This window comes from Mesorhizobium muleiense, assembly GCF_900099905.1.
Classification (GTDB): Bacteria; Pseudomonadota; Alphaproteobacteria; order Rhizobiales; family Rhizobiaceae; genus Mesorhizobium; species Mesorhizobium muleiense.
The window spans coordinates 1-11,470 of sequence record NZ_FNEE01000021.1; the positions used below are offsets into that span (position 1 = coordinate 1).

Consider the following 11,470-nt stretch of genomic DNA (forward strand, 5'->3'; position numbering starts at 1 on the left):
TTCTCACAATACGAGGTCGTGATACCACCAACCGATATGCTATGTTCAGTGATCATGAGTTGCATTTCCTCAGCACAACTGGCCGCGTCAGGTCGCCTTTGATACTTTGGGGCTGAACTGATCCGTGCGTCTTGTGAAATATAGCAGCGAGATCGGCCGCGATTGTCAGGATGTAAACGCAGAAAATCGGCGTTTCGCGATCAACGGCATCTGTGGTCGAGCGAAGACATCGGGGTGGCCATTTCACCGGACAGTCGGCGATTAAAGGCAGATGCTTCCAGGCGCCTCTTCGCATATATATTCCTCTTCACTCGGCATCGGCCGGTATAGTCATATGACGTGGGCGGCGCCCGCGCTGCGCTGGCAAAAGGTGAATTGGCGCCGACACCGCAGCAGCCATCGTCGGGTTCCTGCGACATTGGGATGCTCCCTACTACCTTTGTCCTGTCGACGATGCGGCTTTCGTATGTCCATTCAATCACGCTATTGGGCCGCATTGCGTGCGTTGTTCATCTTTCGACGCAGAAAAGCGGCCGATTTCTCAGCTGTTGCGAAGAAAACGACGATGGCCCATAAAATCCGGGTTTCAACCGCGCAATCTGGAAGGAGAAAAATGGAGGAGTTGCAGACCTATTGGACGACTTAGAGTCGGTTTCGGAACTCATGGGGCCCTTGCCATTCGCCTTACGAGGAGCATCACGGAGGCGGCGTAGAGGAATGCGGCGGCGGAATTGATCGTCGACTCGAAATTCTTGGCGAGGCGCCGGTTTCGGTTGATCCAGGCGAAGAAGCGTTCGACCACCCAACGCCTTGGCAGCACGACGAAGCCGACTTGATTCATGACGATTTCGACGGTGATGTTGGTGGCCGCCGTCACGGTCCTGAATGTCGGCGGGATGGGGTTCGACGAGCAGCGCCCGCTCGACGAGCGCATGGCGCTTGCGGCCCCTGATCTTCTTGCCCGCGTCTTAGCCGCGAGGCCGGCCGGCCTCGGTTGTTTTGACGCTTTAGATGTGAGGTTTCAATAGGTTGTTCATTCGGTCCTGAGCGAGGAAGCGGAAGTTGCTGAAGCTTTAGCGATTCTCGGAGGACCGAATGAACATCCATAAGAATGCCCGACTGACGCCGCATGGTCGAGAGCGGATCGTGACTGAAGTGCTGCGCGGGCTGACGCCGCAGGCCGCCTCACGAGCCGCAGGCGTTTGCCCGCATACGGTGCGCAAGTGGGTTTGGCCGGTCTTCAGGATCGCAGTTCGCGACCACGACGTCTGCGCCGTCCCACGCCGCCGCAGCTCGTCGCTCGCATCGACGCCCTGCGCCGGGAGCGTAGGCCCGGCAAGCATATCGCCAGAGGTTGGCGTCTCGCCCGCAACAGTCAGTCGTCTTCTCAAGCGCCTCGGCCTGAACAGCTCGAGGCTTTGGATCCATTGCCGCCGGTATGCCGCTATGAGCGTGCCCATCCCGGCGAGCTAATCCACATTGACATCAAAAAGCTCGGCCGCTTCGAGCGGGTTGGCCATCGCATCACCGGTGACCGCACAGGCCAGAGCACCTGGCGCAGCTCCAGGCGTAGCGGTGCGGGCTGGGAGTTCGTCCATGTCTGCATCGACGATGCATCTCGCATCGCCTTCAGCCAAATCAAGCCCGGCGAGAAGACGCGGAGCGCTATAGCCTTCCTCAAGGCAGCCATCGCCAATTGCAAGCGTCTCGGCATAACCGTGACCCGCGTCATGACCGACAACGGCTCCTGCTACATATCGAGAGCCTTCGCCAAGGCCTGCAATCGGTTGCGCCTCAAGCACATCCGCACAAAGCCGTACACCCCAAGACCAACGGCAAGGCCGAACGCTTCATTCAGACCGCGCTGCGCGAATGGGCATATGCCAGGGCCTACGACACCTCAGACCAAAGGGCCGAAGATCTGCCTTGCTAGCTCCATTGCTATAACTGGCACCGACCCCATGGTCGTCTCAAGGCCAACACGCCTATCAGCAGACTCGCCTTGTCCGAGGACAACCTGTTGAGGCTCCACAGCTAGCTGTCGATGATGGCGACGTTGGGCTGGCGTGGCCGCCGACACTCTCGCGATCGGCCGTGACCCAGGCATGGTTAATCTTCTCCCACCGAACCGTCGCGAAAGGCTGCGAACCAGCGGTAGACTGTCGCCCACGGCGGAAAATCCGATGGCAGGAGCCGCCAGGCGATGCCGCCGCGAAGCGCGTAGAAGATGGCGTTGAACATCTCGCGCATCGACCAAACGCGGGACGCCCCGTCTTGCAGGCAGGCAGCAGGCGCGATTCGATCAGCCGCCACTCGGCATCCGTCAGATCGGTCTGGGATCGCGCCGTGGGGCGGCTATGCTGTTCGCGAGTGGTCGGGGTCCACATAAAATCTCCGAGCAGGTCGGCAAACCACTTGGAATCAGGTAAACTCAACCGCTCATCCCCTTTCGAAACGGCCTCTTAGAGCTTGCCATCCTAAAATTGGCGCTCGGCCGACCGGCCCAGTGATCGTAAAGCCAATACCGTGTTCCGTTGAGCTCAATTCCCGAGCTCTCCATAGGGCGTCCCTTGATGGCGCTCTCCAACCAGCCAACCTCCATCTCGGGAACCGAGAGAGCAGGAAGTCAGTATACGGGTCAAACGGCGGTGTCAGCACCTGCGTCTTCGCAGCCGTAGCTAGACCACCTCTCCGCGATACATCACCGCGATGGAATCGGCCATAGCCTTTACAGTCGCGAGGTCGTGGGTGATGAACAGGTATGTCACTCCCTCGATCTTCTGCAGGCGCAGCAACAGTTTGAGGATGCCGTCGGCCACCAATGGGTCGAGAGCGCTCGTCACCTCGTCGCAGATGATGAGCTTCGGCTTTGCCGCCAGCGCGCGGGCGATGCAGACCCGCTGCTTCTGGCCTCCGGAAGCTCCGCAGGTCAATGAACCCTTGCCCATCTCGATCTCATCGAGAAGCTCGGCAACGGGTTGTCGCGCTCGCGTGCGCTCATCCCGAAATAGAACTCAAGCGGCCGGCCAATGATGGCTCCGACCGTCTGGCGCGGGTTCATCGCCACGTCGGCGATCTGGTAGATCATCTGCAGTTCGCGAAGATCATTCCTGGTGTGGCCGGCAAGCCTGGGGGGCAGAGTCCGACCGCGAAAGTAATACTGCCGGAGATCGGCGGCAGCAGCCCCGTGATGACGGGCTAGGGTGGATTTCCGGAGCCCGACTCTCCGACGACAGCGAGGGTTTGGCCGGGATGGACGTCAACCGAGAGGTTCTGCAAAACCTTCACGGCACCGCCGCCATAAGCGGCAGTGACGTTCCTCACCGACAAAGGCTTTGGCGTCGGTTCCTTCTCCTCGTGCTCGATCGAACGTACCGACACAGCGCCTTAGTGTAGTCCATGCGCGGCGATAGCCCAATCAAAGCCCCGAGCGGGATTGTGCGGACATATCTAAGCACCACTGCGGTCATTTCGGATGCCTCAAACGCGGATTGGTGAGAATGGAGGCGATATCGGCGACGATGTTTAGGCCGATATAGACGGCGGCGAAGATGAGGCCGATCGCCTGAATCACCGGCACGTCACGCTTGGTGACGTCGTCGACGAGATAGGGAGGCCAGCGCGAAACCCGAAATCGCCTTGTCGATCGGCCGTTTCGGTAGCGTACCGCCAGCAGCCCAAGGATGATGGCGAGCGGAACCGAAAACACGGCCGCCCAGAAGGCGAGGAACAGCGTGTTCCACATCCGTGGCATCAGCGTCGCAGCGATCTCCTGTCGCGTAGATGCTATGGGCGGCGAGCGTGTGGCACCCTCGGCGCTGTTGAGCAGCTATCTAAGGAGCCCCCATGTCACCATCCCTGTTTGGACTGGGGACATCGCGAACAGGTGTGCGAGGACATCGCGAACAGTTTTGCGCGTTGTGCGCAAGGGGGTTCGGGATGCCGTTCAAGGACAGAAGCGCGATGAAGCAGAAGTTGGAGTTCGTGAAGCTGGCGCTGGTGGAGGGGTCGAATGTGAGCGCGTTGTGTCGTCGCTTCGGGATCGGACGGACGTGCGGCCACAAGCTGCTTTCGCGCTACCGCAGCGAGGGCGAGGCAGGACTGGCCGAGCAGTCGCGGCGGCCGCGATCGAGCCCGGCGCAGTGCGCGCCGGAGGTGGAAACGGCTGCACTTGCGGTGCGTGCGGCGCATCCGGCTTGGGGTGGACGCAAGATCGCGCGCGTCATCGCCCGCGACGGCATCGGCACGCCCGCGGCCTCGACGGTGACCGGCATCCTGCGCCGCAACGGCATCGAGCTGGGCGTGCTGGGCGGCGGGACTCAGCCCTTCATCCGCTTCGAGCACGAAGCTCCCAACGATCTGTGGCAGATGGACTTCAAGGGCCACATCGCCTTGCATGACGGCCGGCTGCACCCGCTCACCGTGCTCGACGACCATTCGCGCTTCTCGATCGCGCTGTCGGCCTGCGCCGATCAGACCACCGCAACCGTGAAGGCCCGGCTGATCGCCGCCTTCCGCCGATACGGCCTGCCGTGGCGTATCGCCACCGACAACGGCCCGCCCTGGGGCGACGGCGGCCGCAACAACTTCACGCTGCTCACCGTCTGGTTGATCGAGGCCGGCGTCGCCGTCAGCCATTCCAGGCCTTGTCACCCGCAGACGCTCGGCAAGGACGAGCGCTTCCATCGCTCGCTCAAAGCCGAAGCGCTGCAGGGACCGCCCTTTGCCGATCTCCCCAAGGCCCAGGACGCCTTCGATCGCTGGCGTCACGTCTACAACGCCGAGCGTCCGCACGACGCGCTTGGCGGCGCTGTGCCGCTCGACCGCTACCGCGTCTCGCAGCGCCAGCATCGCGAAACCGTCGAGCCGTTCGACTATGCCAAGGACGATCTCGTCCGCCGCGTTCAGCAGCATGGCTTCGTCTCCATCCTCGGCCACACCGTGCGCCTGTGCCGGGCCTTCGCAGGAAAGTCCGTCGCCTTTCGCCCAACCGCTGCCGACGGCGTCTTCGACGCCTGGTTCACTGAAGTCCGGCGCATCGTTGAGCTTTTAGTTGGCGCGCTGGCTCCAGGCGCGCGTTGTCGAAGCTTATGTCATACGTCAATCGAGCGTCGCGGTTTCCGCGAACATCGGCGTGCCAAGACCGATCGCCTCGATACCGAACTGCTGATGCGCGCCTTTCTTGGCTGGCTGCGGGGCGAGAAAGCGCCACTGCAGCATGGCAGCCATCCCAACCATCAATGAGGAGGAGGCCCGCCGTCCGAACCGTGAACGAGACAATCTCGTCCGCGAACGTAAACAGATGGTCAACCGCATCAAGGCAATCCTCGCTCGCTTCGGAATTCGCGCCTTCAAACCCAATCGGCGCAAAGCTGCCGAGAAACTGGAGGCTCTGCATACGGCGGAAGGTATGCCCCCGCCAGAACAAAGCCGACCCGAGTTGCGCCGTAATCTCGGACGGCTTCACCTGTTGCGTGAACAAATCCACGAGATCGAACAGGAACGGCTGCTGCAGCTCTCGTTGGTTCTGGACACGGAGAAGGGGCCGCTCGCAATGGTTCGCCTTCTTGCGCGGATCATCGGTGTCGGTACCGAGACTGCGGACATGCTGGTGAATGAGATTCTCTCACGCGGCCTGCGTGATCGGAGAGCCGTCGCCCGCTATGCCGGACCTACGGGGCGCCGGATGAGGGCGGCCAACGCAGGCGCGAGAAGGTCTTGCGCGGGCCGGCAATGCTCGCGTCCGCTATGGCATGATCCTGTTGGCTTGGCGGTTCCTCCAATACCAAAAGGACAGCGCGCTCGCGCACTGGTTTTGCGCGAGCACGGCCGATGGCCGTGGCGGAACGCGCAAGACAATGATCGTGGCTTTGGCGCGCAAGCTGCTGATTGCATTCTGGCGACTTGTCACGACCGGCGAGATCCCGAAGGGAGTAGCCCTGCGTCAGGCATAAGGCTTGGAGGAACGTTCGACAGGACGAGCATTGAAGTTTGGCAGCTGCAATAGCGTCTGCCGATAACGATCCGAGGTGGTGGTGATCCCGGTCGCTCACAGGGCTTACGACGCCGCGCTGTAGAATGGGCCCACCGCCCGGAGCTTCGCCGCCGATGCGTATGGCTGCATCATGGTTTTCGATCCGCCAGGATCAACCGCATACAAGCTTGCGCCGCGTTTACGGCCTCTGATGGCGAGCTCCCCCCGGTTGCAAGTTGTAGACCTCTACGATCAGGCACCGGCTCAATGTAACGCTGCCGCCGTGCTCGTGACCATCAAGGGCAAGTCACTTCACGATGGCCCAAAGGGCCACCCTTGACCGTCACGGTGTGCGGCGCCCCCGGAGCCAAAGCAGGAACAAATGGGCGCCACGGCTGAACAAGGAGACGGAACGACTGAAAGATTACGTTGACAAAGATCGCCCCATACAAGCGAGCGCCTTGCCGAGATCACCGGTTAATACCCGCCGAGCCACTGGAAGTAACGCACAATGGCGGGATCGATGATGCCGGGTTCCCGGCGCAGGTTGGCGACCGCCTCGGGCGTCGCCGCCTGTCCGACGATCGACTGCCCACGTCGCCTGGAAGGATCTGGGTGCCCGCGAAGATCAGCACGGAGACGGCGAAGAGGAGGAGAATGCCCAGCGCGAAGCGCTGGGCGATCCACGGTGGTGCGTCCATGTGCTGCCTGTCATAGCGGAACAGTCGCGGTCTCGTTGCACGCGTATCCGAACATAAGCCCCTGGTCGCCTGCCCCCTTCCACAGGAGGACATGCTCTTGAACTCGGTATTGCAACGGGCGCGTGTCTGTTGGATACTTGAAAGTCTGGATCTAAGATGGAGAGGCCCAGGATTTGACCTCTGCCTCTTTTTGGTTCGCGTATCGATGAAGGTCGTTGTCGGGAATTTTCTTGTTAAGCAGCAGAGCCCAGCTCCGAATCTTCTTACAACCAAGGATCGCGGCTATACCGCTTTCGTTCAGTTGCAGCTTCTTGAGGTCGGTTCCGATCTTTTTGCGAACGCCGGATACGGGATCCTTGTTGTCAGGCTCCTGCCCGTACGCTTGATACGCCTGTCGGCACGTGGATTGAGCCCATCCGAGATCACCCCCTTGTCGCCGATGGGCTGATAATCCGTTCGTGCCGAGGAGAACGTTGCAAATTCCTTCCCAAGCATTCCCATCATAATCCAGATACCAAAGGCCCACTTTACTGCCTCGCATTCAGCACTGCCGCCGCAACGGTAGATGGCACGTCGTCCCCTAAGCTACTCGTTGTGGAAGATGGAGGACGCGACCGGATGCGAGAGAGGCGCGCACCCACCACCTTCGCCTTGGCGACACATAGAGCCGAAAATGCCAAGGGGGCTCCACCGGGCCCAACTCGTTATGCGAGAACCCACCGCTGGCTCGGGACGAATACTCTACCACGGCCTCCGCCCAAGGGCGACCCGCGCCGTGCCATAGCTGGCGTCGCCATTCGCGAACGGCAGCTCGTGCGCTTGCCCGGCGATGGCGTCGGCGATCTCCGTGCTGCAGCCCCTCGTGCCCGGCGAAGCGGGTGAGATTGTAGGCAAGGTTGGCCACGCCGGTCTTCGTCCTGGCACGGCGATCCCGATGGTGGCACGAACAGGCCCATCCTGGATTTCTACTGCGCGAAGACGTGTTTGATGAATGCGCGGGTTTTCGATCTCCGCCCCCTTTGGCGGCGACGTCGCTTCGCTCATCTGCCGACCCTTCGGTTTCTTCTGGTGGATGTCAAAGACCTAGCCGTTCTTCTCCAGCCACTCCTCGTTCTTCTTCAAGCGATAGGCCGTGTCGGCCCAGACAGTCGAACCGGTGTTGGAGCAGTTGAGGACATTGCGAAGCGGCGCGCCGTCCTAGGCTGATGCGGTCGTGGCGTTTCAGCCGCGGATCAAGCCATGCCGGCGATCGATCGCGGCGTGGTTCTTGTAGCCGAAGGCGCGAATGGCGATGTCGCACTGCTGCGCTTTCCATCCTCGGCTACCTTGGCCTTCGAGAACTTCACCGTCTAGTTTAAGGCGCGTCCCGGTCCTTCTGGCGCAGCTTGGCGGGCTTGTCTTTCCACTTGCCGGTATCTTGCCCGCCTTAATATCGGCCTTCTCAGCATCGGTGTTGCAATGATGATAAAGTTTTAAAGCACGTTGAATATCCATTATTACCCCGCCATCGCGGTTTGGTACTCGCCCATGGACGCTTTAACGCAAGCTCGGGCCAGCGCATCGGTCGCATCGAGCACCGTTGTCCCGACCTCAAGCCCTGAAAAAGCGACAGGAAGTTCCGTACATGCTAAAAGCAAGCACTCCGCCCCCTGCTGGACTACCAGCCTCGCCGCAGCGCCTGCTGCCTCGCGGGCGGGAACCATCGTCCCCCCTTTGACAGATGTGATTGAGTGGTCGATGAGACGTTGCGTCTTCTCGTCTGGAACGACTACACGATCGACCGCCTTGAGCAATTCGGTGGCGTAGACGTCGGCGGAGATTGTCCCGCGTGTGGCCATTATTGCGATCGAGCGCGGCCTGTTTGGCATCGCTAGGAGCTCGTGAAGCACCGCTTGGAAGATATGAAGTATCGTCGCCCGACACCCCCGGTCCAACCGATCGTGCCAATAGTGGGCCGTATTGCATGGAATTGCGATGAATTCGACACCGGCCGCGTCAAGGAAGCGAACTCCTGAAAGCATCGGCAGGAAAGGATCGTCTCGACCATTCTCAATGGCCGATGACCGATCTGGTATCTGCGGAACGTCGTGAACAATAAGTGGAATATGGTCCTGATCTATTGCAGCAGGCGTTGCATGTATGATCTTTGACATGAAATCTACTGTCGCTGCTGGTCCCATTCCACCGAGGATACCTATTAGACTCTTGTGGCGCACTTGTTTGTCTTTCTGGTTACAATCGCATTGACTATTCCCGAAATTGCCCGCTATCGGTGAGACCTGCGTCACCACCATCTCCGCCTTCGGGCGCCATGGAGTAGCTGGCGTGCATGCCTCGGCCCAAAAAATTGCGCCCTGTTCATCGTGCGTCACCCACTAATGGCTGCGATGTCCGTGGCCCTGCGTCTCCTGGCATCTGAACTTTCCTATTCCATTCGCCGCGCATCACATAGGCTCGCTCCGCCCCCGCCGACAAGTCGGTCAAAGCTCCCGCATCTGTGGAAAGTAAGGAAGTGGTCGCTCTCGAAGTGATGCGTTGTTCGCGGGCGACGACGCCACTGCGCATCCAGCCGACTTCATTGGATCGGACGTGCGGCAGGTACCGGTGTCCATGAATCCGAGTAGGCGATATTATCTCCTTTCTCGTGGTGCCAATGTGCGAGCGTAGGTCTGTTTTCTGGCAGAATGGGGTTAGTGGGGACGTTATAGCGACGCATCTAAAGTTTGTTGTCGTCGATCGGTTGAATGGGGCGGCGGGCATGGCGGTGCTCTCTCCTTGGGTAAAGGGGGCAGCTCTGATCGCGTCGCCGACGACTCCGAGCTGGCGCCCCGCTTGAAAGGTTAGGGTCAATGCGGATGGTCCACGCCCCGCGTTAAGCCAAGTTGATCACTCCAACGACATTCTTAATAGCAATTCGTGTGCAAATAGCTTCGAGTGCGCGAGCAATTGGCGAAACTGCTGTCCGGGAATAACGGAACCGTTGTCCGGCTTTTGCGAAATCGAACCCGGATTACGGGCTGCCTCGGCGGTACACCAAGATATGACGTTCGGATCGTTCGGTGAATGCACCTCTCGCCCAATCTCCCCAGCGCTCAGCTAGCTCCAGCCCCACGCATTCGGCCATGCTATCGAGTTCCTGATGATAAACGTAACGAACGCGTTGCGGTAAACGTCTGACCGACGTACCAGAAAACCAGAGGAGGGTTGAAACTAAGTTCTGGTTTAGTGGATCGTGGACAGCCACATTGAGGATCGTATTCTCATGATCCACTAGCCGCGCCGTTGTGGTTTGTTGGCGGCCGACGCGAGGATCCGAGCCTGGTACACCCAGTTCTATCACCAAAACCCCCTCATGTTCTAGCGCCTCCGCGGCAGATCGGAGGCAAGCTATTTGCGCTTCGCGCGTGAAGAGCAGCGTGAACGTGAAATAAACGCAATATACCAAACGGTAGCGTTGCTCTGATCTGAAATGGGAAATATCTCCCTGCCAAGCCTTGATTAGGTCGGTGCGCTTTGCGAGAAGTTCCAACATACTGCGGGAATTATCGATCCCGTCGACCTTGACCCCGCGCTCGCTCAACGGCACCGCCACGCGCCCGTCGCCTATACCCAGTTCGAGAGCACTGCCCCCGCTGCAATATCGCTCAAGAAAGGCGACCGTGTCGTCTACCTCGGCGACTTTACCTTGTAGGGTGGTGTACTTTTCATAGATCGGAGCGTAAATTTCACCATACGTTAACTCATCAGACATGTTCGCTTCTCCTTCGATTGGGTTCGCAATTTGCTCGACTTACCTGCGTCCGTTCCGTCGCGACCAACTGTCGAGGGATAGCTCTCAAGCGAAATCGTCGTTACGGACATCGAACGGCTCCGTTCCTGGTGAAGTCGCAGTTCAAAGCGCAAGAGGTGTGCCAACTCAAAACCGGTTTCAGTTCAATACGTTGGCTTTTGGCGTCCGATTCTGCCTGTTTGTTTCGTCACAATTTTGTCGGGCTTCTAGCAGACTTCTTTGATGGGTCGTTTAGGTCAAACTACTCCTGCACTCTTTTTGTGGGACACTCCCGCAGGTCACTCGATTCTCTTCGCGGTCGGCCCTCTGGCCGCCGCATGATGGGGTCAGGAGAGCAAGGCGTCTCAATCTGTTTCACGAGCTCGCCGAGTTTGACCGGCAGGTTTGGGACTCTCAACGAGATCGCCTCGCCCATCGCCCCACGGAACGATTCAGGCATCGCGCTTTCGGGCAAAAGCTTTGTTCGTGTTGCGCGTTCCTTTGATTTGTCTCCGTTCACGCCGCCAGGGCGGCAAGCGCCTTTCCAAAGCGGAACTCGGTTGCGTCGGCCCACATGCGATGCAGGATGACCGCCAGCTTGCGTGCTACCGCCGCACGGGCGCGCCATGCCGCGGCGCCTGGCGATGTTATGCCCGATGCCCTGAGGCTGGACCCATTTCTTCGAGCGCACTAGCAGCGTGTGTGTGGGCGGCCTCGTAGAGGGCGGTGCGGGCCAGTTCATCGCCGCAGCAGTTGACCTTGCCCTCTGGATGTCGGTCTCGCCGGAACTGGTAGCGCGCCGGCGTCAGCCCCAGATGCGCCCGAACCGCCCGCGAAGAGCCGAAGCGCTCCGGCCGGTCGATCATGGCGCGGAAGGCGAGCGCGGTGATCGGCCCGAACCCCGGCGTGCTCATCAGCTGCCGGCAGACTTCTTCATTGCGTACGATTTCGAGAACCTGCTTCGTCAGGCGGGTAAACTCTCCCAGCATGACGGCGAAGATCGCACTGGGCGCCGGCGCCGGCTAA

General features: G+C 60.1%; 7 protein-coding genes and 7 pseudogenes. 4 read left to right on the forward strand and 10 right to left on the reverse strand.

Annotated features, from left to right (window positions below; genetic code table 11):
- Window positions 1–661: 661 nt before the first annotated feature.
- Window positions 662–1,007: pseudogene (locus BLT09_RS26200) on the reverse strand (transposase family protein); the annotation flags it as partial.
- Between the two features lie 88 nt (window positions 1,008–1,095).
- Here BLT09_RS26200 and BLT09_RS26205 point away from each other — a divergent pair.
- Window positions 1,096–2,038: pseudogene (locus BLT09_RS26205) on the forward strand (IS481 family transposase).
- A gap of 13 nt (window positions 2,039–2,051) precedes the next feature.
- Here BLT09_RS26205 and BLT09_RS35145 read toward each other — a convergent pair.
- The 3 genes and pseudogenes from BLT09_RS35145 to BLT09_RS26220 all read right to left on the reverse strand — a co-directional run.
- Window positions 2,052–2,387, reverse strand: a pseudogene (locus BLT09_RS35145) (transposase); the annotation flags it as partial.
- Between the two features lie 158 nt (window positions 2,388–2,545).
- Window positions 2,546–3,461, reverse strand: a pseudogene (locus BLT09_RS26215) (ABC transporter ATP-binding protein); the annotation flags it as partial.
- 5 nt (window positions 3,462–3,466) lie between these two features.
- Window positions 3,467–3,754 (reverse strand): ABC transporter permease family protein, encoded by a 288-nt coding sequence (locus tag BLT09_RS26220; protein ID WP_483127912.1) that lies wholly within the window; start codon window positions 3,752–3,754, stop codon window positions 3,467–3,469.
- Between the two features lie 185 nt (window positions 3,755–3,939).
- Between BLT09_RS26220 and BLT09_RS26225 the strand changes: the two are divergent.
- Together BLT09_RS26225 and BLT09_RS33910 are read left to right on the forward strand one after the other, a co-directional pair.
- Window positions 3,940–5,022, forward strand: a pseudogene (locus tag BLT09_RS26225) (IS481 family transposase); the annotation flags it as partial.
- Between the two features lie 31 nt (window positions 5,023–5,053).
- Window positions 5,054–5,954: pseudogene (locus BLT09_RS33910) on the forward strand (transposase); the annotation flags it as partial.
- A 447-nt stretch (window positions 5,955–6,401) separates the two neighbouring features.
- Here the strand turns inward: BLT09_RS33910 and BLT09_RS35150 are convergent.
- Window positions 6,402–6,675 (reverse strand): annotated as a pseudogene (locus tag BLT09_RS35150) (ABC transporter permease); the annotation flags it as partial.
- A gap of 10 nt (window positions 6,676–6,685) precedes the next feature.
- Window positions 6,686–6,730, reverse strand: a complete 45-nt coding sequence (locus tag BLT09_RS35910) for a hypothetical protein (protein ID WP_236473040.1) — start codon at window positions 6,728–6,730, stop codon at window positions 6,686–6,688.
- Window positions 6,731–6,880: 150 nt separating this feature from the next.
- Between BLT09_RS35910 and BLT09_RS26245 the strand changes: the two genes are divergently transcribed.
- Window positions 6,881–7,123, forward strand: coding sequence for a hypothetical protein (locus tag BLT09_RS26245; protein WP_091598553.1), 243 nt, complete (start codon window positions 6,881–6,883; stop codon window positions 7,121–7,123).
- 773 nt (window positions 7,124–7,896) lie between these two features.
- Here the strand turns inward: BLT09_RS26245 and BLT09_RS34680 are convergent.
- From BLT09_RS34680 to BLT09_RS35915, 4 genes are all read right to left on the reverse strand, one after another.
- Window positions 7,897–8,169 (reverse strand): hypothetical protein, encoded by a 273-nt coding sequence (locus BLT09_RS34680; protein WP_206629936.1) that lies wholly within the window; start codon window positions 8,167–8,169, stop codon window positions 7,897–7,899.
- 2 nt (window positions 8,170–8,171) lie between these two features.
- Window positions 8,172–8,969, reverse strand: coding sequence for a cysteate racemase (gene cuyB, locus BLT09_RS26255; RefSeq protein ID WP_091598556.1), 798 nt, complete (start codon window positions 8,967–8,969; stop codon window positions 8,172–8,174).
- A gap of 716 nt (window positions 8,970–9,685) precedes the next feature.
- Window positions 9,686–10,426: a class I SAM-dependent methyltransferase gene (locus BLT09_RS26260; protein ID WP_091598559.1), complete on the reverse strand. Its 741-nt coding sequence runs from the start codon at window positions 10,424–10,426 to the stop codon at window positions 9,686–9,688.
- 665 nt (window positions 10,427–11,091) lie between these two features.
- Window positions 11,092–11,433, reverse strand: coding sequence for a transposase (locus BLT09_RS35915; protein WP_413468387.1), 342 nt, complete (start codon window positions 11,431–11,433; stop codon window positions 11,092–11,094).
- Between the last annotated feature and the right edge of the window lie 37 nt (window positions 11,434–11,470).

Bases quoted from the DNA above. Each gene is read 5' to 3' on its own strand.
- cuyB (WP_091598556.1), bottom strand. From the start codon at position 8,969: ATGGTGGTGACGCAGGTCTCACCGATAGCGGGCAATTTCGGGAATAGT.
- BLT09_RS26245 (WP_091598553.1), top strand. From the start codon at position 6,881: ATGAAGGTCGTTGTCGGGAATTTTCTTGTTAAGCAGCAGAGCCCAGCT.
- BLT09_RS26260 (WP_091598559.1), bottom strand. From the start codon at position 10,426: ATGTCTGATGAGTTAACGTATGGTGAAATTTACGCTCCGATCTATGAA.
- BLT09_RS26220 (WP_483127912.1), bottom strand. From the start codon at position 3,754: ATGCCACGGATGTGGAACACGCTGTTCCTCGCCTTCTGGGCGGCCGTG.
- BLT09_RS35915 (WP_413468387.1), bottom strand. From the start codon at position 11,433: ATGCTGGGAGAGTTTACCCGCCTGACGAAGCAGGTTCTCGAAATCGTA.
- BLT09_RS34680 (WP_206629936.1), bottom strand. From the start codon at position 8,169: ATGGATATTCAACGTGCTTTAAAACTTTATCATCATTGCAACACCGAT.